Raw genomic sequence first — 22,625 nt, 5'->3', positions numbered from 1 at the left:
ACAGCTTTAAAATTTTTCTTAAAAGGTTAAAAAATGGCAAATCATAAATCAGCAGCAAAACGCGCTAGACAAACAATCAAACGCACAGAAGCAAATCGCTTTTATCGCACAAGACTAAAAAACATCACAAAAGCAGTGCGCCAAGCAGCTGCAAATGGCGATAAAGCAGCAGCGCAAGAAGCTCTAAAAGTAGCAAACAAAAATATCCACGCTTTTGTAAGCCGTGGCTTTCTAAAAAAACAAACCGCAAGTCGTCGCGTATCTCGCCTAGCCCTACTTGTAAATAAAATCGCATAACCCGTGTTAGCTGATAAGCTAAAACCTTTTATAGTGCGCTATGATGAGATTAGCGCACTTTTAAGTGATCCAAGTGCTGCTAGCGATATCGATCGCATGAGCAAACTAGCAAAAGAACAGCGCAGTCTAGAGGCTATAAAAGACGCTGCTTTGCGGTATAATCAGCTTTTAGAACAAATAGAAGAAAACAAATCTCTACTAAACGACCCTGAGCTTGGCGAGCTAGCAAAAGAAGAGCTAAAAAGCGCTGAGAGCGACATCGCAACCCTAGAAGAAGAAATCAAAATTCTACTTATCCCAAAAGATCCAAATGATGATAAAAACATCTTTTTAGAGCTTAGAGCTGGTACTGGTGGCGATGAGGCGGCACTTTTTGTAGGGGACTTGGCTGGGGCGTATATGCGCTTTGCTGATCTAAAAGGCTACAAATACGAAATAATGAGTGCTAGCGAAGGCAGCGCGGGTGGATATAAAGAGCTAATCTTGCTTATTAAAGGCGCTGGGGCTTACTCAAGGCTGAAGTTTGAGGGTGGGACGCATAGAGTTCAGCGTGTACCTGAGACTGAAAGCCAAGGGCGAGTTCATACTAGCGCGATCACCGTGGCTATCATGCCTGAGGTGGAAGATAGCGAGATCGAGATCAAAGAAAGCGACCTTAAAATCGATGTTATGCGAAGCTCAGGTCACGGCGGACAAAGCGTAAATACAACTGACTCAGCCGTGAGAGTAACTCACATACCAACAGGTCTTGTGGTAGTAAATCAAGATGGCAAATCTCAGCACAAAAACAAAGACGCTGCTATTAAAGTGCTAAAAGCTAGGCTTTTTGAAATGCAAGAGCGAGAAAGAGCAGAAAAAGAGCGAGAGCAAAGAGCCGAGCAGGTAGGCACAGGCGACCGCTCAGGACGCATCCGCACCTACAACTATCCGCAAAACCGCATTAGCGACCACCGCATAAATCTTACACTTTATAGACTTGATGCGATTATGGCTGGTGGGCTTTTTGATGAGATTATTGATCCGCTAATTGCTGCTGCGCAAGCCCAAGCGATAGAAAAAGCTGGATTATAAATCTAGGAATTCTAGAATTCCTACAATCTAGAATTCCTACAAGCCAAAATTACTAAATTCTAGAATTCCTACAATTTAGATTCCTGGAGCTCAAAACAGCTAAAATTCTAGAATTCTTAGAGTTTAAAACAGCAAAAAATTAGAATTCTTAGAGCTTAAAACAGCTAAAAATCTAGAATTCCTACATTAAATTCCACTAGGATTTCTAGAATTCCTAGAAGTTTAAAACTAGAATTCCCGCAATCTAGAATTCTTAGAGCTGAAAACGGCTAAAATTTTAGAATTCCTACAAGCCAAAATTACTAAATTCTAGAATTCCTGTAATCTAGAATTCCTAGAGCTCAAAACAGCTAAAATTCTAGAATTCCTAGAACTTAAAATAGCAAAAAATTTAGAATTCTTAGAGCTTAAAACGGTTAAAAATCTAAAATTCCTATAAGCGAAAATTACTAAATTCTAGAATTCCTACAATCTAGAATTCTTAGAGCTCAAAACAGCTAAAATTCTAGAATTCCCACATTAAATTCCACTAGGAATTCTAGAATTCCTAGAAGTTTAAAACTAGAATTCCTAAGTAAAAATACCACATAAGCCTAAAATCTAGCGAATTTTAGAGCTAAAAACTTCTAGAATTCCCTACTGAAAAGTGCTAAACTCTGTTTTTGTGATGATTTCTTCATCATCAAGCACTTCAAGGGCAAAGACCATCTTTTCATCATCGCAAGGCGCTATCATCACCCCAGCTTCTAGCCAGCCTTTCTCATTTGGCTCCAAATCCTCTCTCAAATGCCCCAAATACATACTAAGTCCGTAAATATGAACTCTTGGCTTTTTAACGCCTTTTAATCCCTTGATAACAAGGGTGCTCTGGGTCATAGGTCTTATCGGCCTTGGCTCAAAAGAAAGTGTGATTTTGCCCTCTTTAGTATCTAGTTCGCACTCGCTCTCATTTAGCTCGCAAGCCCCTAGCCCCCAAAAGCCCAAAACAACTACCGCAAAAACTCTTCTACACATGATTCTATCGCCTTTAAAAGATAGTCTATATCGCTAAAATCTTGGCTATAATGTAAGCTTACTCGCACCCAGCCAGGCTTAAAATACGGCTCAAAATCATCATCAAGCCCCAAAAGCTCATGCCCATAAGGCCCAGCGCAAGAACAGCCTGCTCGCACCTGAATTTCGTAGTTTTGGCTTAGCATTTTGGCAAAATCATAGCAGCCCACCAAATCGCAGTTAATGGCATAAATTCCCACTCGCTCACGCCCCAAGGGAGTGTAGTTTATGATGTGATTTATCTTTGCTAACCCAGCTTCAAAATACTCCATAAGCTCATTTTCACGCTTTTTTATATTCTCAAGCCCAAAATCATTTCGCTCTTTAAAGGCCAAATACGCCCTTATCATCTGCGTAATAGGCGGCGTGCCAGCATCTTCTAGGGCTTCAAAATTGCTATTAAATCTAGCTGATGAGCGGCTTACATACTCGACCACGCCACCACCTGCAAAGCTAGGTTCGCCACTAGCACTAAAGCTCTGCGCTACGCTTTTTCTAAGTGCTAGCAAGCCGCAGCCGCCCACTCCGCCAAGCAGCTTATGAGAGCTGATAAAAAGCGCATCAAAATGCTCACTAGGGATGTTTTCATGCGCTATAATCGAGCTTGCATCAAGGGCGATTATAGCTTTTGGGGCTAGTTTATTTGCTAGCTCTCTTAGTTTTTTAGTATCAGTTTTCACGCCTGTTACATTGCTAGCAGCACTTACGCTAATGATGATTTCTTTGTTTTTATTTTGGCGCAAAATACTAGCAAAATCATCAAAGTCAAAGCCGCCATTTTCATCAAGCCTAACCCTAATGTTATCGCAAAACTCATAGCGAAAATGTAGTTCATTGCTGTGATGTTCGTATGGACCTGTGATGATTAAAGGGGCTTTTTGCTTTGCTTTTTGCCACAGCTCATCACTGCTAAAAAGGCGTTTTTTTAGCATCGGCGAGATATAAATGCCAGCAAGCTCGCAAAATTTCTTTATCGCCCCAGTGCTGCCAAAACCAGTCCCAAGCAAATAAAACTCATCTCCAAGCCCTAAAAGACGCTTTAGCTCACGCCTAGCAAACTCATAGAGCTCACCAGTAGCCTTAGCGTTTGCCCCACACTCAGAGTGCGTGTTTGAGTAGGTTTGTAGCACTTCTAGCATGCGTTCTTCAACGCCTTTGTGCGCTAGACCGCTAGCAGTCCAGTCAAAATACTGCGTGCCATTTTTTAAGATAATGCTAGATTTGATATCTTTCAAAATAAACCTTTTTTAAATAATTTCGCAATTCTAGCTAAAAAAAATAAATCTTGCTATAATTTTGCTTTTTAAAAGGCTTAAAATATGAAAATTTATGCTCTAAGTGATGAAAAATTTACTCCAAATGAGCTTTTATTTGCTAGTATTAAAAGGCTGTGTAATGGCGGTGCTAGCGTGATTCAATACCGCAATAAAAGTGGTTCTCACAATGAAAAAGAACTAAGCAAGATTAGTGAGTTTTGTGCTAGTGTTGGCGTGAGTTTTATCATAAATGATGATGCGCTTTTAGCCAAAAGAGTTGGCGCAGCTGGTGTGCATGTGGGCAAAGATGATGGTGGAGTAGGGCGTGCTAGGGATATTTTAGGTGGTGATGCTATCATCGGTGCTAGCTGCTATGACAGCTGTGAGCTAGCTATAAAGGCGCAAAACGAGGGTGCTAGCTACGTAGCCTTTGGGGCTGTTTTTAGAAGTCCTACAAAGCCAAATGCCGTTTGCTGCCCACTTGAAGTAATTAGCAAGGCAAAAGAGCTTTTAAAAGTGCCAGTTTGCGCAATAGGCGGTATAAATGCTAGTAATATCGCAAGCGTGGCAAAAGCTGGCGCAGACTACGCAGCTGTGGTAAGCGCACTATATACAAAAGATCAAATAGAACAAAATTTGCTTGAGCTAAAAAGGGCGATAAAAATCTAGAATTCCGTAGGGAATTCTAGAATTCCTAGGGAATTCTAGATTTTTCTAGGGAATTCTAGAATTTCTCAGGGGAATTCTAAATAAAACTTCTAAGGAATTCTAAATAAAACTTCTAAGGAATTCTAAAATTCCTTAGGGAATTCTAGATAAAAATACCCCCTGATCCCTAAAAAACATCTGCGCAAAAAAAGCAAAATTTCACCTAAAAATTAAGGCAAAATTGCTATAATCGCAGAATTTAATTTCAAGGATAAGGCTATTTTAAGAGAAATTAAAGATTTGAAAAAATAAAGGCGGAAAATGGAAACTTATATTTTGCTTTTTTTGATGATTGGCGGGACGATAATTATCGGTTATAGTTTGCTAAATGCGACAAGGAGTAGCGATGTATAGATTTGCCCCAAGTCCCACTGGCGACATGCATATAGGCAATTTGCGAGCCGCACTCATAAACTATCTTTGCTCGCTGCAAGATAAATCTGGCTTTGTGCTACGCATAGAAGATACTGATAAAGAGCGAAACATAGAAGGCAAGGACGCTGAAATAATGACGATTTTAAGTGAGTTTGGCGTGAAGTGGCAGACGCTTTATTACCAAAGTAAAAATCTAAAATTTCACCAAGAATTCGCTCATAAACTTTTAAGCGAGGGCAAGGCGTTTTTGTGCTTTTGTGATGAAGAGACCTTGGCTGCTAAAAAAGAGAAAGCAAAAGACGAAAATAGGCCTTACCGCTACGATGGAGCCTGCGAAAATCTAAGTAGCGAAGAAGTATTTAATAATCCACGCCCTGCTGTCGTTCGCCTAAAAATACCAAAAGATGCTGATTTTAGCTTTGTTGATGGTATAAAAGGCAAGGTGGAGTTTGAGCCAAGTAATTTTGATAGCTTTGTGCTGCTTAGGGCTGATAAAACGCCTACTTATAACTTTGCTTGCGCTATTGATGATATGTTAGAGGGCGTTACTTGTGTGATCCGTGGCGAAGACCATGTAAGCAACACCCCACGCCAAAATCTAATCCGCAGAGCCCTTGGATATACGCAGGAGATTAAATACGCGCATTTGCCGATAATTTTAAATAAAGCTGGGCAAAAAATGAGCAAGCGTGAGAACTCAAGCTCGGTTAAATGGCTGCTTGAGGCTGGCTACACCCCAGAGGCGATTGCTAATTATTTATTGCTTCTTGGCAATAAAACGCCGCGCGAGATCTTTAGCCTTGATGAGGCTAAGGAGTGGTTTAGCCTTGATAAGCTTAGTAAGAGTCCAGCAAAGTTTGATGAGGATAAACTAGCCCAAATTAATAGAGAACACATAAAAAGAGCTAGCGATGAACGCTTAAAAGAACTTGGAATTCCAAAACCTGCTTTGGCTAGATTTTACACGCAAGAAAGCTCGCTAATTCCAGAAATAAAAGAGAAAATAAGCGCAATTTATAGCAAAAAAGATATTCCTGATGAGTGGAGAGAAAACGCTGGAATTCTAAAAAAAGCAATTCTAGAATTCCAAACTTTCCCTGAGACCTTTAAAGATTTTCAAAGCGAGCTAATGGCAAAAACAGCTCTTAAAGGCAAGGGCTTTTTTATGCCTTTGCGCCTGCTTTTAACAGGTGCGCAGCACGGCCCAGAGCTAAGTGAGCTTTATGCTTTAATCAAAGATGATTTGCGGGAGATTGTTAGTTTATGATAGTTTTAAGCACATTTTTAAGCGCAGTGGCAAATATACTTCACATGGTAATAACTGCGTATATTTGGGTGCTAATAGCAGCTGCGTTAATTAGCTGGATACAGCCTAACCCTTTTAATCCAATAGTCCAGCTACTATATAAGCTCACAGCCCCAGCCTACGCGCTAGTTCGCAAAACTAGAATTCCCACGGTTTTTGGTGGCATTGATTTAGCACCACTTTTGCTGATTTTTGCTTTAGAGTTTATTGATATGTTTTTTATAGGGTTGCTTCATGAGATGGCTCGTTCTTTGTAGTATTTTTTGTTTGTCTGTGCTAAGTGCTGAAATTCCATCTTATAGCGAGCTTTTAAAGGCTCCAAAAGGTCTAGCAAAAGACTATTATATTTACCGCTATGCCAGCGAAAAAAATCCAAATAAAGCAGAATTAAAAGAGCTTCAAAAGCTGATTTTTAGAAACTCAGGTAAGATAAAAAAGCTCTTTGATAGCAAGGTTGGAGTGCTAAAACTACCGCCTGAGTGCGAGGGCGACATCTATGCAGCCAGCCCTGCTTGCCAAAAAGACCTGCTTAGTAAACAATACCTTGAAAGCCTTAGTAAAGAGCAAAGAGAGCGTCTAGCGCAGTATTTTAAAGGTAGAGACAATGACCTCTATACTCTAAGCATGGCCATGAATAGCCCTGACCCACTTGGCTATATAAATGCTAGTGGCAATATCTGGGCGTATTACCGCTATCTTGGAGCTAGTGTAAATCTAGCTAATGAACTGCGCAAAATCCGCCCAAGCCGTGCTATGTGGGCAAGTCTAAGTAAATCAAATCGCTTTTTAAACCTGCTTAGCGAGGCTGTGGTAAAAGGCGAAAATACTGCCTTAAAACACTGGCTTTTAGAGCTAAATCCGAGCGAGCCTCAGGGCATGGCTGCTTTTTGGGCTGGGCTAAATGCGCTTTTAAGCGGCGATGAGAAAAAAGCAGAGCTGTTTTTTGAGCAAGCTGCAAAAACCCCAGCAAGTGCGTCTGGGCGTGATCAGGCTTTGTTTTGGCATTATTTGCTAACTAAGAGCCAAACTAGCCTAAAAACGCTCTCAAATAGCAAAGATATAAATATGTATAGCCTCTATGCCAAAGAAATCACTGGCAATAATAAACTTGAAGTAATAGTACCCCAGCCAGTCCAAGTAGGGCTAACAGGCTATGATATAAGCGATCCTTTTACTTGGCAGCGGACAAAAGACGAGGCAGCCAAACTAAAAGGCAAAGAACTAGCAAACTATGCGCTAAAGTTTTATACCAAAACCACACAAGGCGAGTTTAGTTATCTAATGCAGAGGGCTTATAAGGGCGCAAGGCATTATTTTCCAACGCCATTTATGGAATTTATTGGCACAAATGATATCTCTCGCCAAGCTCTCATCCTAGCCATTGCTCGCCAAGAAAGCCGCTTTGTCCCCTCTGCAGTATCGGTGTCGTATGCGCTGGGGATGATGCAGTTTATGCCTTTTGTGGCAAATGATATCGGTAAGAAAAAGCTTGGAATTCCTGGCTTTAAAGAAGATGATATGTTTAAGCCTAGGGTGGCTTATGAGTTTGCTAATTATCATTTAAATTATTTAGAAAAATACTTAAAAAACCCGATTTTTATAGCTTATGCGTATAATGGCGGACTTGGCTTTACAAGGCGTATGATTACAGGTGGCAAGCTATTTAATGCTAATACATCAAAATACACACGCTTTGAGCCCTTTATCTCAATGGAGCTAGTGCCTTATGCAGAAAGCCGTGAGTATGCTAAAAAAGTGCTAGCAAACTATGTAATTTACAGCTCTATCTTGGGCTCCAATATAAAGATCTCGAAATTTTTTGAAAAACTAGCAATACCTGGTGGGGCTGAGAGCTTTCGCTAGTGGCTTTAAACTCCAGCTTTAGAGTATCGCTATCTTTAGCTGGGACGCTGATTTTATAGTATTTTGTCCAAGGTGAGTTAAAAGCAAGTTTTTTTAATAAAGGCTCATCATCATTTAACAAATGTGCGCTTATATTTGCCTCGCTTTCATTTACTTTCAAACTCTCAATTAAAATCTGCGCATCTTGGGGATAGACGCTTATAATAAAATCGTCGTTTTGGTCGTTTTCTTGGCTATAAATGGGATTTAGGTAGGTAGCAACTACCAAGAAATTGTCTTGTTGAAACTTTTGCGTGTAGGCTAGAAGCTCACGCTTTTGCGCCTCATCCACGCTTTTTGCAGAACAGCCCATTATAAAAGTACTAAAAAAAGCACTAAAAAGTGCTAAGAAAATAAATTTTTTCATTTCTATCCCTTTTGCCTTTTTAAGCGCAGATTATAGCATAAGAATATACTTTTTTAAAAAAGATATAAAGATTTTTATTTTTTTTGATAAAAGAAATCAAAATAAGCTATTTTTTAGCTTTATTTTATTATAATAACAAATATCAAAAAACTAGTAAAGGATGAAAATGTCAGTATTAGTAATAGGTGCAGACGAAATAACACCGATAAAATCAGTATTAAAAAGCCTTGGAGCTAATGAAATCGAACACTGGGACGCAAGAAATGAAAACCGCATAAATCGTCGTCCGTTACCAGCAAATACTGATTGTATAGTAATGCTTACAAGCTTTTTAAATCACAACACGATGAAAAAAATCAAAACTGAAGCAAAAAAGCGTGATATCCCTCTAGTATGTGCTAAAAGAAGCGTTAGTTGCGTATTTTGTGAGTATTGTAAGGTTTTTAAACTAAACAAAGAGTTTGGTTGCGATACTTGCGAATAGTTTTCAAAATAGCTGCTAGGGAATTCTAGAATTCTCTAGCAGTTATCTCTCTAAAAAATCAAAAAATTTACTAAATAATTGAAAAAAGCTAATTTTTGTCAAAAATTGTATATTTTTTGGTATAATCTAGCCGTTCAATTTTTTTCACAAAGGAAACATAATGAGTAAAGTATGTATAGTGTATGGCTCAAGCATGGGTAATACAGAAGAAGCAGCGAATCTAATCGCTAACAAACTAGGCGTTGATGATGTTTATAACATCGGTCAAACTGATGCTGATACAATCAATGGCTATGAAAAAATCATCTTTGGCACCTCTACTTGGGGCAGCGGCGATTTGCAAGATGAGTGGGATAGCTTTGATTTTGACAGCCTTGATGTAAATGGCAAAACAATAGCTTTATTTGGTATGGGTGATAGCAGCAGCTACAGCGATACTTATTGCAATGGCATGGGAATTTTGTTTGAAAAATTCAGCGCAAAAGGCGCAAAAATCGTAGGTGCTGTAAGTACTGATGGCTATACTTTTGATGAGAGCGAAGCTGTGAAAGACGGCAAATTCGTAGGACTTGCGCTTGATGCTGATAATGAAAGCGACAAAACAGAAGAGCGCATCTCAAACTGGGTTGAGCAAATCCGCTCTGATTTTGCTTAATTTTTTATAGTTTTAAGCTTTGGGCGTCAAGGGCTTTGTCCTTTGGCGCCTTTTTTAATACCCAAAAAAAGGAGAAAAAATGCCACTACTAGATAGTTTTAAAGTAGATCACACAAAAATGAATGCTCCAGGCGTTCGCCTAGCAAAGGTCATGACCACGCCAAAAGGCGATAAAATCAGCGTTTTTGACCTGCGCTTTTGTAAGCCAAATGAAGAGATTTTAAGCGAAAAAGGTATTCACACCTTAGAACATCTTTTTGCTGGCTTTATGAGAGAGCATCTAAACGGCGCAGAGTGCGAGATAATCGACATTTCGCCTATGGGCTGTAGAACAGGCTTTTACATGAGTTTGATCGGCACACCAAGCAGCCAAGCTGTAAAGGCTGCATGGGAGGCTTCTATGAACGATGTGCTAGGGCTAAAAGACGAAAATGCCTTGCCTGAGGTAAATAAATATCAGTGCGGAACTTATAAAATGCACTCTTTATATGAGGCGCAAGAAATAGCAAAAAACACGCTAAATCGTGGTATAGGCATCATAGATAGTGACGCTATTAAGCTAGAAAATATATAAGCACTTAGGAATTCTAGAATTCCTAAGAATTTTAGAATTCTTAAACTTGAATTCCACTAAAATTCCTAGGAATTTTAGAATTCCCCTTTTGGGGATCACTCTTTCTGTCATCCCCCAGCCCCCTTGGGGGATGACATAACAGAGAATTTAAAAATTCCGTCATTGCAAGGGAGCAAAGCAGAGGGAGCAATCTCTAGGAATTCAAAATTCCCTACTATGTCATCCCCCAGCTTGACCCGAGGATCTCTATATGGAATTTTAGAATTCTTAAACTTGAATTCATCTAGAATTCTTAGGAATTCTGGAATTCCTTTTAAAATTAAATAAAAATAATCTAAAAATATTTAAAAGTTTTAAGTGATAAAAAGTGGCCGGGAGATAGGGATTCGAACCCCAGGATGCTTTCACATCAACGGTTTTCAAGACCGCCGCTTTCGACCGCTCAGCCATCTCCCGATAATACAATTAAAAAGTCTTACTCAGTTTTTTCTTTTACCCAAGAAGCTCCGTCATGAATCTTTTCCTTCGTCCACTCTCCGGCTTTTTTGGTATCTTCGACAACACCTTTTGCTGTGTTTGAACAAGATACAAAAAATAAGCACGCTAATAACGCAAAAGAAAAGAACTTCACACAAATCCTTTTGGAGGCGACACCCAGATTCGAACTGGGGATCAAGGATTTGCAATCCCATGCCTTAGCCGCTTGGCTATGTCGCCAAAAACTGAGTTGTGATTTTAGCAAACAAAAGCTTAACTTTGCTTGAAATTTTGCTATAATTGCCAAAAATTTCAAGGGGCAAAAATGAAAATCTTACTAACCGGAGCTGCTGGCTACATCGGCTCTCATGTGCTAAAACAGCTTTTAGAGACTGGCGAGCACGAAATCTGCGTGGTTGACAACCTATATAGTGGCAAGCTAGAAGCTTTGCAGTGCTTAGAAAAAATCGCTAAGTTTGATTTCATCAAACTAGATATCACAAACACCGCTGAGCTTGAAAAACTAATGGTTGCAAGGCGTTTTGATGCTGTTATTCACTTCGCTGCTTTTATCGAGGTGGCTGAGAGCGTCGCAAAGCCGCTAAAATACTACCTAAACAACACCGCAAACACCGCAAATCTCGTAAAAATCGCTATCGAAAGTGGAGTAAAATACTTCATTTTTAGCTCCACAGCTGCCACCTACGGCGAGCCAGAGGGCGGCGTAGTAAGCGAAGAAAGCCCGCAAATACCGATAAATCCATACGGCGCAAGCAAGTTAATGAGCGAGCGCATCATCAAAGATGCCTGCGCTGCTAGCAAGGCAAAAGCTGGCGCAAACGGCATGAAATACGGAATTTTGCGCTATTTTAATGTAGCAGGCGCAGACGGAGAAATCGGTCAAAACTACCCAAACGCCACGCATTTAATCAAAGTAGTCTGCGAGTGTATCTGTGGCGCTAGAGAAAGCGTCAGCGTCTTTGGCAGCGACTATGAGAGCAGGGACGGGACCTGCGAGCGTGATTATATCCATGTTTGCGACCTTGCTAGCGCGCATTTAGCGGTTTTAGAGTATCTTAGCAGCCATGAAAGCGATGTGTTTAATGTAGGCTACGGCAAGGGCTTTAGCGTGCGTGAGGTGATAGAGTGTGCCAAAAAAGTAAGCGGCGTGGACTTTAAAGTGCTGGGTGCCCCGCGCCGCGTAGGTGATCCGGCCGTACTAATCTCAAATGCTAGCAAAATCCGCAAGCTTACAAGCTGGCAGCCACGCTATGAGAGCCTTGAATTAATAATCTCAAGCGCACTTGCTTGGGAGAAAAAGTGTCGCAATCTAAGCTAGTGTTTTTTTGCTTGGCATCCGCTGGTTGCTTAGTTTTTGGGGGTTAGGGGGTATTTTACCTAGAAATTCTAGATTTTTAGTGATTTTATTCCTAGGAATTCTAGAATTCCTAATCTAAAATTCCTTAAACTAGAATTCCCTAATCTAGAATTCCTTAAGATAACCACCACCCTTTTTTCTAAGGAATTCTAGAATTTTTCTAAGAAATTCTAGAATTCCTTAATACATTTGCCTAGGAATTCTAGATTTATGCTCGCTTTAGTGGGGCAAGCCCCGCTGCTTTTTATAAGAGCTGCGTCCTAAACCATTAGGGGCTGCCGCCCCTAAAACCCCACTAAAATCTAGAATTCTCTTGCTTTATCTGCGTTTTTGGGGTGCGGGGGTATTTTTTAGGGAATTCTGGAATTCCTAGAGATTGCTTCGGTCGCTTTGCTCCCTCGCAATGACGGAATTTCCACAATGACGGAATTTTAAAATTCCAAACTCACAGTAATATTAAAGCTTTAAATTTTACCTATTTTTGAAGCAGTTTTATGAGTTCATTGATTTTACCATCAAAGCTTTGCGTGCCTATTTTGCCACCTAGAAGCTGGGCTAAAGCCTCTAGCGTGATTTTTTTGAACTCTGCTAATTCATTAAATGTCCTAGCTGCTGTGTTTTCTATAAAAGTGCCTTGCGGCGTGCAGCTGCTGTGTAGCCGAAAAATAGCAGAGTCTCTAGTAAATTTTTGGGCTAAAAATAAACGAATAAGCTTGTCTTAATCTAAAATTCCTAGCAAATAAACTAGAATTCCTAGGTTTTTTTGGGGGTTAGGGGGTATTTTTTATCTTTGGGAATTCTAAATTTGAATTTAAAGTAAAAATAAAAGGCGCGGTACTTGAGTGCCCGCTGTGCGCTGCAGATAGAATATAAAATTCATCAAAGCGCACAGCAGGGCGGGTAAGCGTAAGAGCCCCGTCAGCAAAATTTCAGCAAAGCACCCCCAGAAAAAGTTAAAAGCCTTTTAGCTCAGTTATTAGTTCGCTAGCGATTTTGGGAGCAGCGAAGTCTTTGGCACGGATAAGCGAGCGCGAGCGATACTGCTCTTTTAGCGTTTTTTCATCCAAAACCCGCTTCATAGCAGCAGCTGTGGCACGCTCATCATCCACTGGCACCAAAATTCCGTATTTATCACCCCCGATAAGCTCTTTTGCGCCGCTTTTGTGCTCGCTTGTAATCACTAGCGCACCGCATGCCATAGCCTCTATTAGCACATTTGCAAAGCCCTCAAAGCGTGAGACAAAGACAAAAGCCTCGCAAGCTCTCATAAACTTATATGGATTTGCGCTAAAGCCCAAAAGATGCACCTTTTGCTCTAAGCCAAGCTTGTTAATAACGCCCCTTAAATGCGCTTCAAGCACGCCACGACCCAAAATCACCAAATCAGGCAAATCAGGGTGAGCAAGGCTAGCATAAGCACGGATTAAAAGCTCGTGATTTTTGCCCTCATCTAGCCTGCCTACGCTTAGAAAAAACTTTTTATTTTCTAGCTCGGTTAGTGGCTGGGCGGCTTTTTGCTCTATCTCATCCAAATCAAGCGCATTATATAGCACACGCATTTTGCTAGGGTTAATGCCGTAATTATCACGCAAATCCTCTAGCGCCCCAGTGCTGTTTGGGTAGATAAAATCAGCCTTTGGATAGAGCCATTTTAATAGAGCTTTGCTAACAGCACCTTTTATGCCAGCGTTTTTATAAAGCACGCTTGGAGTAGAGCATTCGTTAAAAACAAAGGCGCCTTTTAGCCCAAAAATGCGAGCAAGTCCAGCGATGTAGCAAGGGCGGTTCATCCACACAAAATGCGTATCAATGTCTAAGTTTTGGCAAAGTGCTTTGTATTTTAGCGCAAGAAAAGGGATTTTTGCTAGCTTTAAAATACCGCTTTCAAAGGGCTTAGAGTTTTCTAGCAAGTGGATTTTTACGCCCTTTGGTAGCTCGTAGTCTATTTGCTCGTTTTGTAAAATAAGATGAATTTCAAAGTGATTTACTAGGTATTTTAGTAGATTGCTTACTACGCGCTCGGCTCCACCACCAGCCATAGAGTATATAAAAACACTAAGTTTTTTCATTGCTTTATGCTCTCTAAGTAGAGTTTGGCAGCTTCATTTATATTCGCTAGTGCTTCTTCATAGCTTTTGCCCTGGGATACACAGCCTTCAAGGGCTAGAACATAGGCAAAGTAGCCAAACTCGTCTTTTTCTATGATTGCGTTTAATATCATTTTAATCCTTTTGTGTGATTATAGCAAATTTAGCTCAAAATCAGCTCTTTATATTTTAAAGCGATTTTTGCTGGCTCAAAGTCTGCTAGGCGTCTTAGGGCATTTTTAGCTAGGCTTGCCCTTAAGCTCTCATCTCTCATAAGCTGTTCTAAGGCTTTGGCAAACTCTAGCTCGCTTGCGATTATACCATCTTTTGCGTGGGTTATTAGCTCGCTAGCACCTGCTGTTGGAGTAGAAATTCTAGCGCAATAAAAACTAATACACTCAGCCAAAACATTACCAAAACTTTCGCTTTTGCTAGGCAGGGCTAAAATGCTAGCTTTGGCGTAGAGTTCTTTTGTATTTTTTGCGTGTCCTATGAACTCTGCGCCAATTTTTAGCTCGTTATTTAGAGCTAAAAGACGCTCTTTTTGCGACCCGTCTCCTGCGATGATAAAACGCCAGTTTTTGCGCAAATCAGGGCTTATTAGTGCTAGGCTTTTTAGATAAAACTCGTAGTTTTTCACACTTTCAAGTCTGCCCACGCAAAGGACGATATTTTCTTTGTTTACTGGAATTCTGTGGCTTAGAAAATCAGCATTTAAGGGATTATAAATTACTTTTGCGTTTTTGCAAAAATTATAGTAGTTTTTCTCGCTCTCATTTAGCACTACAAGTGCCTTTGCCCTTGGATACAGCAAGCGGCGCATAGCTCGCCAAAAGCGTGATTTTAGGGCTCTCTCATCAGTGTGTTCGCTGATTATCACGCTTTTTGGGGTAAAAAAGGTGCTTATTAGCACATTTATATTTGTTTGATCTAGCATTGATATTACAGCTTTTGAGTTACTTTTTTTGATAGCTTTGTTTATGCGCCAAAACTTGCTAAATTTAGCTAGAATTCCCTTTTTTTCATATAAGGGCAGATGGGTTAAAGTGGCTTTATACTCATAATACCCACTATTTTGCTCAAAATACAAAATCTCGCAAGTATCGCCCATTTTGCTAAACTCATCGCAAAGCGTGGATAATACACGCTCAGCCCCACCATTTGCTAGATTTGAGATTATAAAAAGTATTTTCATTTTATTAGCTCCCACCACTCTTTAGCTATGTTTTCTAGGCTAAATTTCTCACTCTCGGCCCTAGTATTTTCTAGCACGCTCTCATCTGCGCTTAGGGCTTTTAAAATAGCCTTTGCTAGTGCTTGTTCGCTAAAATCAGAGCTGATAAAGCCGTTTTTGCCATTTTCAAGCAGCTCTAGCGCTCCTGCTGTTGGCGTAGCCACTCTAATACAATCAAAAAACGCACTTTCAATTAAAGCATTACCAAGACCTTCAAAGCGTGAGCTAGATACGATGATTTTTGCTTTTTTGTAGTAGTTTTGTATATCGCTAACGCTCCCAAGGAATTCTAGATTTTTAAGACCTAGTTTTGCGCTAAGGTTTTGTAGGCTCTGTTTTTGCGAACCAGAGCCAAGCACTAACACCTTAAAATCATCTAGCCTTAAAAGTGCTAAAGCACGCAAAAAAATATCGCAGCCTTTGACATACTCTAATCTGCCTACAAAGATAATGAGCTTTTCTTTTTGTCCGCCAAAGCTAGGTTTAAAAATGCTAGGATTGTAAATAATAGCTTTATTTTTCACAAAAGAATAGTAGTTAAAATCGCTTTTGCTTAGCACTGTTAAAGCACTAGCAAAAGGATAAAAAATGCGCCTTAAAACTCTCCATTTAAGCCCCACAAAATCATGAGCTGAGTGCTCTGAGATAATGAGCTTTCGCCCCAAAAACGCAGTGGCAATAATGCTTAAAATATTTGTGCTATCCATAAATGAAATCACGCAATCAGCGTCTTTGGCGTGCCCTCTAATGGCTAAAAGCTTAGCAGCTAGCCTAGGAATTCTAGAATTCCTAGTAAATTTATTAAGCTTTACCTTAGAGCTTATTTCATAAAAAATCTCTCCACTAAAATAGAGAATTTCTACCTCATGTTCTTCACTAAAATAATTTGCCAAGCTAGCACAAACTCTCTCAGCACCGCCATTTTCAAGGCTAGTTATGACAAAAAGTAGCTTCATTTTTGGCTTTCATTTTTAGCGCTTTGTTTGCGGTAGCGAGCTAGCAAAATTTTTTGACAAAAGGCGTGGGCAAGGATGACTAGCTTGAATTTCAGCGAGCCATGCTTATTAAAAATTATAGGAAAAATATTTGCCCTTAGCCTTGCGCTAAAGCTAGCAACTTTTTCATAAAGCCCGGCCTCTCTTGCTTTGTAAATCAAAAACAGCGTGCCATTTGCCAGTGCAAAAAAGGCAAGCGGCACAAGGCTAGGCGCACGCTCTTTGCATTCTTTTAAGAAATTATCACCTACAAGCACCATAGAATCATACTTTGCGTTATAGCTGCTACGCATGATTGAAATATCGCTATCTTGGTAGTTATACAGCCCACCAGTGTCAAAGGCTACTTTTATATCGCCTAAAAAAATCTTTGAGATAAAAGAAAAATCCTCTGTTACATGCTCACTTTCATTAAAGCGCAAATCCCCTATAATAGAGCGTTTAAATAGCTTATTCCACGGAGCCCAGCCAAAGCGGTGGGCTTTGTCTTTTAGCATAAACTCCAAAGCCTGCTGGCCACTTAGAATAAAAGGCTTTGGCACCTTATAATCATTTATGCTAAGCACAAGTGCATCGCTAGAGCCGATTTTTGCTAGTAAATCAGTAAAATATCCCTTTTTTATACTATCATCGCTGTCAATAAAAGCGATATAATCGCCCTTTGCTAGCTCTAAGCCAGCATTTCTTGCTGAACTTACTCCGCCGTTTTGCTTGTGAAGCACTTTTATATTAGCATTTTTTTTGGCTAGCTCATCACAAAGAGCGCCTGAGTCATCTTTTGAGCCATCATTTATCAAAATAATTTCTAAATTCTCATCTTGATCCAACACGCTGCCTACGCATTCTTTTAAAAAAGCAGCTGAGTTATAAACTGGAATTATCACGCTTATTAGCATTTTTTTACCTTTAAAAGTTTTGCTTTGATTAGTTCTAAAAATAAAGTTCTTTGCTCTTTATTAAAGAGCACAAAAAACAAAAACAAGTAGCCAAAAAGGCAAAACAAAGCCCCAAAAAGCACCAAAAGTAGCCAAGAAAAGCTAAATAAAATCAGGCTTTTTAGAGCTAAAATTATAGCAAGCAATGCTATAAAAGCCGCTAAATTTCTAGCAAAATCTATAAAAAATGTACTTTGTGGTAATTCTAAATTCCTAGCAGCATTTGCTATATCAAAAAGCAAAATTCTTGCCATATAGCAAACACTAGCGCAAACAAACATAGCCCAAAGCCCCCAGTTAGTAAAGCTTAAAAGCGCAAACTGAGAACAAAAGGTGCAAAGCGCCATTATTAAATTTGCCATAGCAGGGCGGCGCAGGCTATTTACTATTATATTTAAACTTAGCAGCGGATACATACAAGCCGAGAATAAAGCAGGCGCAGCAGCAATCATCGCTAGTGCGTAGATAAAGGCTATCTCGCTGCTGCTTTTAAAAGGCAGCCACAGAGCATAAAACTCAGCTCCAAGCCCTACAAAAGCACAAATTGGCGGCAAGCAAATAAATGCCTGAGCCCTTAGAGCAAAGCGCAGATTATAAATAAGCTCGGCTTTTAGATTTTTAGCATAAAGCTCTGTTAGTTTTGGCGAAAAAACGCCACTTAGCATAGCTATAAAGCTCTCAATTGTGATTATTAGTGACTTTGAAATTGCCATAATGCCCACCATCGCAGGATTTAAAAGCAAATTACAAAGCAGCAAATCAGCACCATTTATTATGCTATAACTTAGGCTATTAAAGCTATTAAAAGCACCTGATTTAAAAAGTGCTTTAAGCAGCCTTAACCTTGTATAGCGCAGTCTAAAACGCACTCCAAGCCCAAGCTTTTTTACTATAAAAAGTGAGCTTATAAAAACCACTATGCTTGAAATAAGTGCTGCAAATGCTGAGTAGCTAATCATCGGTTCTAAAAAATAATAAAGCCCAAAAACCAAAGCAGCAAAAACCAAGCTTGCAAGTGCTGAGCGAAAGGCGATGAGATAGACTTTATTTACCACAAAAGCAAGGGCTGAGAAAATGCCATTAAATAGCCCCAAGCAAAAGTTAGCAAAATACAGCCCAAAGGCAATTTGCGCATCGCTTTTTAGCTCTGGGCTTACATTTATAATAGCATCAATTTTGTAGATAAAAAGAGCAGAACTAAGGCAGATTAAAAGGCTAAATATTATGTTTATTACTAGCACAGATGAATAGTATTTGCTAGCTAGCAAAACTCGCCCAGCATGGTACTCAAAGGCTATAAAGCGACCTGAGACTGAGTTTATCACCATGGTTAGAATGTAGCCGTAGCTTACAAGCGAGTTTGCTAGGGTTAGCAGTCCATAAGCCTCATCGCCCAAAGAGCGCAGTATAAAAGGCGCTAGCAAGAAATTCACAAGTAATTGTATAGCAAAGACGATGATGCTAGAGATTAGGTTTAATGCCATTTTTACCTTTTCTTTTTGGCTTTTGTGCTTTTATCGGCTGGCTCAGTCTGCGGCTGCCTTTGACTAGTTTTTGCTTAGGCAGCCCAGCCAGTTCTGCGAAAACTTTCACGCTGTTTTGCTTCGCAAGTCGCCTTTAGATTTTTACTTTTACTAGCGACTTGCTCGCAAATTCAGCGCAAAATTTTCGCAGCCGCTGCCGCGGACACGGCTCCACGGCTAGCCTTGCGTAAAAACTAGCCAAATTCACCTCGCAGCCTTGGAGCCTGATTTTTACAGCTACCGCAAATCCCAAACGACTGCGCGAGTTTGGGAATTCTAGAATTCCTAAACTAGAATTCTTAATCTAGAATTCCTAGAAATTCTAGAATTTACCTTAGGAATTCCAGAATTCCAATCTAGAATTCCTTAAACTAGAATTCCAAACTAGAATTCCAAAGAGAATTCCAATCTAGAATTCCTAGAAATTCTAGATTATTTTAGCGCAGAGCTAAAAAAGTCCTGGACCCTTTTCATTTGCGTTTTTACAGCTGTCTCGTCCTTGCCCTCAAGTAAAAGTCGCAGTAAATTCTCAGTGCCTGAGTAGCGAAAAAGTGAGCGAATTCCAAGCTTTTTTAGCTCGCCCTCAAGCTTTTCAAGTCCAGCTATTTCGCTAAGAGGCGGCTTTTTGCCAATAGGCAGATTAACTAGAATTTGAGGAAAAGGCTTAATCTCTCCAAAAAGCTCGCTAGCCTTTTTGCCACTCTCAAGCAAGCACGCGCTTACTTGTAGCGCACTTACTAGCCCATCGCCAGTTTTGGCAAAGTCGCTAAATACTATATGTCCACTTTGCTCACCTCCAAAGTTTAAGCCACGCTCTTTCATCATCTCAAGCACATTTTTATCCCCAACCGCTGAGCGACTTAGCTTGATTTTATGCGCTTTTAGATACTCATCAAGGGCAGCATTGCTCATCACAGTTGCTACTATTTCATCGTTTTTTAGTAGTTTTTGCCTTTTTAGGTGCGTAGCTAGCACGCCTATTAAGGCATCTCCGTGGACGACCTCGCCTTTTTCATCTACAACCACTAGCCTATCAGCATCCCCATCAAAGCCAAAGCCTATATCAGCACGCAAATGCTTAACTTGCAGAGCCAAGTTATTTGGGTGAAGTGCACCACAATTTTCGTTTATATTTTGTCCATTTGGCTCATCACCAAGCACGATTAGCTCAGCACCTAGTTCGCTAAATATCGTTGGCGCAGCCTTATATGCAGCCCCATTTGCTGTATCAAGCACGATGCGAAGACCTTTTAGCGTAAGATGTCTGGGAAAGCAGTTTTTGATATGGACGATATAGCGGCCAATTACATCATCTATGCGTTTAGCAGCGCCTATTTGCATGTTTGTAGCCTGTGCGCTAGCTATCAGCTCATCATTAGCATAAATCGCTTCTATAGCATCCTCAGCGGCCTCGCTTAGCTTATCTCCATTTGCGTTAAAAAACTTTATGCCATTATCATAAAAGGGATTATGACTAGCTGATATCATTATACCAGCATCGCAGCGCATATCTTCTGTAAGAAACGCCACAGCTGGCGTTGGCATAGGACCAATTTGGCGAACATTAAAGCCCACAGCAGTAAGCCCTGCTACGATAGCAGTTTCAATCATATAGCCGCTTTTGCGAGTGTCTTTGCCTACTAGGATATTGTTTGTTATGCTATCTTTGCGAAAATAAATCCCTGCTGCCATCGCTAGACGCATAGCAAGAGTTGCGCTAAGCCTCTCGCCAGCAAGTCCACGCACGCCGTCCGTGCCAAATAATTTGCCCATTTTTGTCCTTTTTGTGATTTTTGGTATAATTTTAGCAAGTTTAGGCAAAAATTCAGTAACAATTCTACATTTTAAAGAGTTTTTGCCGATTTTTTAATAAAAGGAAGTATCATGGCAATTTCACCAGTAACAGGCGCAATCTACGCAAACCAAGTAGCCCCAGCAGCAAGCGCTATCCAAGGCGAACAGCAAGCAAAGTTTGATATGCAAAGCGCACTGGCAGCCGCTGCTGCTAGCGAGCAAAAAAAAGAAGTAGAAGAAACCAGAGCCACTGATGAGATCTATAAGACTGATCCAGAAAGAGACAAACAAGAGCAAAAAAACGCCAAGCAAGAAAAAAAGAAAAAAGATGAAAAAGAGCTAAACCTAGATGAAATAGATAAAAAACTAGGCGAGTTAAGGCAAAATGAAGAAGAAAGCGAAAAGCATTTTTTTAACTTTTCAGTTTAAAAATTCTAGAATTCCTAAGTGGGAATTCTAGAATTTAGGAATTCTAGAATTCTATATTTTAGGAATTCTAGATTTTAAGAATTCTAGAATTCCTTATCTCCACACTTTTGGTAGCACAAATAAAGCCATTAAAAGCAAAGCTATATTACACACCCAACCTACAGCAATACTGCCAAAAATCCCAGTAAACAAAAAGCTAATCGCCGCTGCAATAGCGATAGTAACTGCATAAGGCATCTGCGTAGCGATATGCTCTAGCACAGGGCAGCCTGCGCCAGTGGACGAAAGTATGGTGCTATCGCTAATCGGGCTTGCATTATCGCCAAAAATCGCACCTCCTACCACAGCTGCTATGCAGATAAAGGTGATGTTTTGAAGTTCTTCTAGCCCCATGTTGTTTGAAGCTCCAAGTGCTGTAACAATAGGCATCACAAGCGGAATCATAATACCAAAAGTCCCCCAGCTAGTCCCAGTAGCAAAAGAAATAAGCCCAGAGACCAAAAATACAATGCTAGCTAGCAAAAATACTGGAAAATCGCCATTTACCACAAGTCCGCTTAAATACACGCCAAGACCAAGTCCGCCCTCGCTAGGCGCTGATTTGATTATAGTGCCTATACTCCACGCTAATATCAAAATCGTAAGGGCTGGCACCATTGATTTTATGCCCTCGCTGACAGCTGCCATCGAAGCCTTTGCGCTTACTAGCCTACGAAAGATATAGTAAATAAAAGTAAAGAAAAAAGTAAAAATAATAGAGTGCAAAAGTGCCACTGAGGCATCTGTGTTTTTAAAAGCATCGCTTAAACTCATGCTATGATAAGCCTGCGTTAAGCTTGTGATTTTAGACCCGTCAACTGCCGCTATCATCGTAGTTAGCGGAAAAAACACTAGCACAGAACAAATCAGCAAAATCATAGGCAAAATCATATCAAAAGGATTTGCCCTATTATTTTCTACAAACTCCGTATCATTTGGCACAAGACCAAATTTTTCCTCATCAAAAAGCTTGCCTTCTTTTGCTCTCTCATGCGCCCTTTTCATCGGCCCAAAATCTGCTTTAAAGACAATCATACCAAGCACAAAAAGCAGCACTCCAAAAGCATAAAGATTATAAGTAATAAGCCCTAAGAAAAACTCCAAAGGCGAAAGCCCTAAGCTCTCAAAGCCCTGAGCGTCTTTTGAGATAGACATGATGGTAACCACCCAGCTAGAAACTGGCACTATCACGCACACAGCAGTTGCGGTGCTATGGACATTGTAGGCTAGTTTTGCGCGTGGGGTGCCAGTTTTATCGCTAATTGGCCGCATGATTGAGCCGGTTGCAAGCGCGCTAAAATAATCATCAATAAAAATAATAAGCCCAAAAATAAAGGTCATAAACTGCGAGCTTTGCCCGCTTTTTAGCCTTTTTGCCGCCCACACGCCAAATGAATGCGCAGCCCCAGTATGCCCTAGTAACCCCACAAAACCGCCAAGCAAGGCGCAAAATAAAAATATCCGCACATTCCACGCATCGCCTAAAATCTTTGCAAAAAGGTTTGATACATCTAATAGCGAGCTGCCTAGATTGCCGCTATTTACTATCATTGTGCCTGAGAGTACTCCTACAAATAGCGATAAAACAGCGTCTTTGGTAAAAAAAGCAAGCGCGATAGCAAGCAGCGGCGGAATAAGCCCTAAGGCTCCAAAATTATCCATAAAAGTCCTTTGGAATTTTTGTTT

At 40.3% G+C, this 22,625-nt stretch carries 25 protein-coding genes and 2 tRNA genes; 12 read left to right on the top strand and 15 right to left on the bottom strand.

From position 1 onward, the window contains the following. The first annotated feature begins 33 nt into the window (after positions 1 to 33). Both rpsT and prfA read left to right on the top strand, forming a co-directional pair. Positions 34 to 297 carry a 30S ribosomal protein S20 gene (rpsT, locus tag PTQ34_RS06670; RefSeq protein ID WP_273930302.1) on the top strand — a complete coding sequence of 88 codons (264 nt, stop codon included), beginning with the start codon at positions 34 to 36 and terminating at the stop codon, positions 295 to 297. Positions 298 to 300: 3 nt separating this feature from the next. Further along, positions 301 to 1,368, top strand: coding sequence for a peptide chain release factor 1 (prfA, locus tag PTQ34_RS06665; protein WP_273930301.1), 1,068 nt, complete (start codon positions 301 to 303; stop codon positions 1,366 to 1,368). Between the two features lie 636 nt (positions 1,369 to 2,004). Here the strand turns inward: prfA and PTQ34_RS06660 are convergent. Together PTQ34_RS06660 and PTQ34_RS06655 are read right to left on the bottom strand one after the other, a co-directional pair. After that, positions 2,005 to 2,382 (bottom strand): hypothetical protein, encoded by a 378-nt coding sequence (locus PTQ34_RS06660; RefSeq protein ID WP_273932763.1) that lies wholly within the window; start codon positions 2,380 to 2,382, stop codon positions 2,005 to 2,007. Beyond that, the gene (locus PTQ34_RS06655) at positions 2,358 to 3,656 is read right to left on the bottom strand and encodes an aminotransferase class V-fold PLP-dependent enzyme (protein ID WP_273932762.1); all 1,299 of its coding nucleotides are present in this window, start codon (positions 3,654 to 3,656) and stop codon (positions 2,358 to 2,360) included. The genes PTQ34_RS06660 and PTQ34_RS06655 overlap by 25 nt, the downstream gene beginning before the upstream one ends. An 84-nt stretch (positions 3,657 to 3,740) precedes the next feature. Between PTQ34_RS06655 and thiE the strand changes: the two genes are divergently transcribed. The 4 genes from thiE to PTQ34_RS06635 all read left to right on the top strand — a co-directional run bounded on the left by thiE (position 3,741) and on the right by PTQ34_RS06635 (position 7,929). Further along, complete coding sequence (gene thiE, locus PTQ34_RS06650) at positions 3,741 to 4,346, top strand: thiamine phosphate synthase (protein ID WP_273932761.1); 606 nt, start codon at positions 3,741 to 3,743, stop codon at positions 4,344 to 4,346. A gap of 385 nt (positions 4,347 to 4,731) precedes the next feature. Continuing rightward, positions 4,732 to 6,027 carry a glutamate--tRNA ligase gene (gene gltX, locus PTQ34_RS06645; protein WP_273932760.1) on the top strand — a complete coding sequence of 432 codons (1,296 nt, stop codon included), beginning with the start codon at positions 4,732 to 4,734 and terminating at the stop codon, positions 6,025 to 6,027. Beyond that, entirely contained in the window at positions 6,027 to 6,323 is a 297-nt protein-coding gene (locus PTQ34_RS06640; RefSeq protein ID WP_273932863.1) for a YggT family protein, read from the top strand. The genes gltX and PTQ34_RS06640 overlap by 1 nt, the downstream gene beginning before the upstream one ends. Then, positions 6,301 to 7,929 (top strand): lytic transglycosylase domain-containing protein, encoded by a 1,629-nt coding sequence (locus tag PTQ34_RS06635; protein WP_273932759.1) that lies wholly within the window; start codon positions 6,301 to 6,303, stop codon positions 7,927 to 7,929. Before PTQ34_RS06640 ends, PTQ34_RS06635 begins: the two co-directional genes overlap by 23 nt. Here PTQ34_RS06635 and PTQ34_RS06630 read toward each other — a convergent pair. Further along, complete coding sequence (locus tag PTQ34_RS06630) at positions 7,850 to 8,335, bottom strand: hypothetical protein (protein WP_273932758.1); 486 nt, start codon at positions 8,333 to 8,335, stop codon at positions 7,850 to 7,852. The genes PTQ34_RS06635 and PTQ34_RS06630 overlap by 80 nt on opposite strands. Before the next feature lie 166 nt (positions 8,336 to 8,501). On the opposite strand from PTQ34_RS06630, the gene PTQ34_RS06625 reads away from it, so the two are divergent. From PTQ34_RS06625 to luxS, 3 genes are all read left to right on the top strand, one after another. Continuing rightward, a complete protein-coding gene (locus PTQ34_RS06625; protein ID WP_273930293.1) occupies positions 8,502 to 8,819 on the top strand; it encodes a DUF2325 domain-containing protein in 318 nt (105 codons plus the stop codon). A 160-nt stretch (positions 8,820 to 8,979) separates the two neighbouring features. Continuing rightward, positions 8,980 to 9,474, top strand: coding sequence for a flavodoxin FldA (fldA, locus tag PTQ34_RS06620; RefSeq protein WP_273932757.1), 495 nt, complete (start codon positions 8,980 to 8,982; stop codon positions 9,472 to 9,474). Between the two features lie 79 nt (positions 9,475 to 9,553). Next, a complete protein-coding gene (gene luxS / locus PTQ34_RS06615; protein WP_273930291.1) occupies positions 9,554 to 10,048 on the top strand; it encodes an S-ribosylhomocysteine lyase in 495 nt (164 codons plus the stop codon). Positions 10,049 to 10,416: 368 nt separating this feature from the next. Here the strand turns inward: luxS and PTQ34_RS06610 are convergent. From PTQ34_RS06610 to PTQ34_RS06600, 3 genes are all read right to left on the bottom strand, one after another. After that, positions 10,417 to 10,504: transfer RNA gene (locus tag PTQ34_RS06610), tRNA-Ser, on the bottom strand. Between the two features lie 19 nt (positions 10,505 to 10,523). Further along, entirely contained in the window at positions 10,524 to 10,679 is a 156-nt protein-coding gene (locus PTQ34_RS06605) for a hypothetical protein (protein WP_273930290.1), read from the bottom strand. An 11-nt stretch (positions 10,680 to 10,690) separates the two neighbouring features. Beyond that, positions 10,691 to 10,765 (bottom strand) — tRNA-Cys (locus PTQ34_RS06600). 85 nt (positions 10,766 to 10,850) lie between these two features. On the opposite strand from PTQ34_RS06600, the gene galE reads away from it, so the two are divergent. Then, complete coding sequence (gene galE / locus PTQ34_RS06595; protein WP_273932756.1) at positions 10,851 to 11,864, top strand: UDP-glucose 4-epimerase GalE; 1,014 nt, start codon at positions 10,851 to 10,853, stop codon at positions 11,862 to 11,864. 533 nt (positions 11,865 to 12,397) lie between these two features. Beyond that, positions 12,398 to 12,625 carry a hypothetical protein gene (locus PTQ34_RS06590; RefSeq protein ID WP_273932755.1) on the top strand — a complete coding sequence of 76 codons (228 nt, stop codon included), beginning with the start codon at positions 12,398 to 12,400 and terminating at the stop codon, positions 12,623 to 12,625. A gap of 231 nt (positions 12,626 to 12,856) precedes the next feature. Here the strand turns inward: PTQ34_RS06590 and PTQ34_RS06585 are convergent, their stop codons facing one another. The 8 genes from PTQ34_RS06585 to glmM all read right to left on the bottom strand — a co-directional run bounded on the left by PTQ34_RS06585 (position 12,857) and on the right by glmM (position 20,450). Beyond that, positions 12,857 to 13,972 (bottom strand): glycosyltransferase, encoded by a 1,116-nt coding sequence (locus tag PTQ34_RS06585; RefSeq protein WP_273932754.1) that lies wholly within the window; start codon positions 13,970 to 13,972, stop codon positions 12,857 to 12,859. Beyond that, a complete protein-coding gene (locus PTQ34_RS06580) occupies positions 13,969 to 14,124 on the bottom strand; it encodes a type II toxin-antitoxin system HicB family antitoxin (protein ID WP_273932752.1) in 156 nt (51 codons plus the stop codon). The genes PTQ34_RS06585 and PTQ34_RS06580 overlap by 4 nt, the downstream gene beginning before the upstream one ends. Positions 14,125 to 14,153: 29 nt before the next feature. Then, entirely contained in the window at positions 14,154 to 15,185 is a 1,032-nt protein-coding gene (locus PTQ34_RS06575) for a glycosyltransferase (protein ID WP_273932751.1), read from the bottom strand. Next, positions 15,182 to 16,180, bottom strand: coding sequence for a glycosyltransferase (locus PTQ34_RS06570; protein WP_273932750.1), 999 nt, complete (start codon positions 16,178 to 16,180; stop codon positions 15,182 to 15,184). The genes PTQ34_RS06575 and PTQ34_RS06570 overlap by 4 nt, the downstream gene beginning before the upstream one ends. Then, positions 16,177 to 17,115 (bottom strand): glycosyltransferase family 2 protein, encoded by a 939-nt coding sequence (locus PTQ34_RS06565; protein WP_273932747.1) that lies wholly within the window; start codon positions 17,113 to 17,115, stop codon positions 16,177 to 16,179. The genes PTQ34_RS06570 and PTQ34_RS06565 overlap by 4 nt, the downstream gene beginning before the upstream one ends. Next, positions 17,109 to 18,638: an MATE family efflux transporter gene (locus PTQ34_RS06560; RefSeq protein ID WP_273932746.1), complete on the bottom strand. Its 1,530-nt coding sequence runs from the start codon at positions 18,636 to 18,638 to the stop codon at positions 17,109 to 17,111. The genes PTQ34_RS06565 and PTQ34_RS06560 overlap by 7 nt, the downstream gene beginning before the upstream one ends. Continuing rightward, on the bottom strand, positions 18,616 to 18,747 hold the full coding sequence (locus tag PTQ34_RS06555) for a hypothetical protein (protein ID WP_273932745.1): 132 nt from the start codon (positions 18,745 to 18,747) through the stop codon (positions 18,616 to 18,618). The genes PTQ34_RS06560 and PTQ34_RS06555 overlap by 23 nt, the downstream gene beginning before the upstream one ends. 362 nt (positions 18,748 to 19,109) lie before the next feature. Next, a complete protein-coding gene (glmM, locus tag PTQ34_RS06550) occupies positions 19,110 to 20,450 on the bottom strand; it encodes a phosphoglucosamine mutase (protein WP_273932743.1) in 1,341 nt (446 codons plus the stop codon). Positions 20,451 to 20,561: 111 nt separating this feature from the next. Here glmM and PTQ34_RS06545 point away from each other — a divergent pair, with 111 nt between their 5' ends. Beyond that, positions 20,562 to 20,900, top strand: a complete 339-nt coding sequence (locus tag PTQ34_RS06545) for a hypothetical protein (protein WP_273932742.1) — start codon at positions 20,562 to 20,564, stop codon at positions 20,898 to 20,900. A gap of 93 nt (positions 20,901 to 20,993) precedes the next feature. On the opposite strand, the gene PTQ34_RS06540 is transcribed toward PTQ34_RS06545, so the two are convergent. Then, complete coding sequence (locus PTQ34_RS06540) at positions 20,994 to 22,601, bottom strand: Na+/H+ antiporter NhaC family protein (protein ID WP_273932741.1); 1,608 nt, start codon at positions 22,599 to 22,601, stop codon at positions 20,994 to 20,996. Between the last annotated feature and the right edge of the window lie 24 nt (positions 22,602 to 22,625).

This window comes from Campylobacter magnus (assembly GCF_028649595.1).
Taxonomy (GTDB): Bacteria; Campylobacterota; Campylobacteria; order Campylobacterales; family Campylobacteraceae; genus Campylobacter; species Campylobacter magnus.
The sequence above is the reverse complement of the archived record's forward strand: the minus strand, read 5'-3'. Positions and strand labels throughout refer to the sequence as shown.

Bases quoted from the DNA above. Each gene is read 5' to 3' on its own strand.
- rpsT (WP_273930302.1), top strand. From the start codon at position 34: ATGGCAAATCATAAATCAGCAGCAAAACGCGCTAGACAAACAATCAAA.
- PTQ34_RS06660 (WP_273932763.1), bottom strand. From the start codon at position 2,382: ATGTGTAGAAGAGTTTTTGCGGTAGTTGTTTTGGGCTTTTGGGGGCTA.
- thiE (WP_273932761.1), top strand. From the start codon at position 3,741: ATGAAAATTTATGCTCTAAGTGATGAAAAATTTACTCCAAATGAGCTT.
- gltX (WP_273932760.1), top strand. From the start codon at position 4,732: ATGTATAGATTTGCCCCAAGTCCCACTGGCGACATGCATATAGGCAAT.
- PTQ34_RS06635 (WP_273932759.1), top strand. From the start codon at position 6,301: ATGAGATGGCTCGTTCTTTGTAGTATTTTTTGTTTGTCTGTGCTAAGT.
- PTQ34_RS06630 (WP_273932758.1), bottom strand. From the start codon at position 8,335: ATGAAAAAATTTATTTTCTTAGCACTTTTTAGTGCTTTTTTTAGTACT.
- PTQ34_RS06625 (WP_273930293.1), top strand. From the start codon at position 8,502: ATGTCAGTATTAGTAATAGGTGCAGACGAAATAACACCGATAAAATCA.
- fldA (WP_273932757.1), top strand. From the start codon at position 8,980: ATGAGTAAAGTATGTATAGTGTATGGCTCAAGCATGGGTAATACAGAA.
- luxS (WP_273930291.1), top strand. From the start codon at position 9,554: ATGCCACTACTAGATAGTTTTAAAGTAGATCACACAAAAATGAATGCT.
- galE (WP_273932756.1), top strand. From the start codon at position 10,851: ATGAAAATCTTACTAACCGGAGCTGCTGGCTACATCGGCTCTCATGTG.
- PTQ34_RS06590 (WP_273932755.1), top strand. From the start codon at position 12,398: ATGAGTTCATTGATTTTACCATCAAAGCTTTGCGTGCCTATTTTGCCA.
- PTQ34_RS06585 (WP_273932754.1), bottom strand. From the start codon at position 13,972: ATGAAAAAACTTAGTGTTTTTATATACTCTATGGCTGGTGGTGGAGCC.
- PTQ34_RS06580 (WP_273932752.1), bottom strand. From the start codon at position 14,124: ATGATATTAAACGCAATCATAGAAAAAGACGAGTTTGGCTACTTTGCC.
- PTQ34_RS06575 (WP_273932751.1), bottom strand. From the start codon at position 15,185: ATGAAAATACTTTTTATAATCTCAAATCTAGCAAATGGTGGGGCTGAG.
- PTQ34_RS06570 (WP_273932750.1), bottom strand. From the start codon at position 16,180: ATGAAGCTACTTTTTGTCATAACTAGCCTTGAAAATGGCGGTGCTGAG.
- PTQ34_RS06565 (WP_273932747.1), bottom strand. From the start codon at position 17,115: ATGCTAATAAGCGTGATAATTCCAGTTTATAACTCAGCTGCTTTTTTA.
- PTQ34_RS06560 (WP_273932746.1), bottom strand. From the start codon at position 18,638: ATGGCATTAAACCTAATCTCTAGCATCATCGTCTTTGCTATACAATTA.
- glmM (WP_273932743.1), bottom strand. From the start codon at position 20,450: ATGGGCAAATTATTTGGCACGGACGGCGTGCGTGGACTTGCTGGCGAG.
- PTQ34_RS06545 (WP_273932742.1), top strand. From the start codon at position 20,562: ATGGCAATTTCACCAGTAACAGGCGCAATCTACGCAAACCAAGTAGCC.
- PTQ34_RS06540 (WP_273932741.1), bottom strand. From the start codon at position 22,601: ATGGATAATTTTGGAGCCTTAGGGCTTATTCCGCCGCTGCTTGCTATC.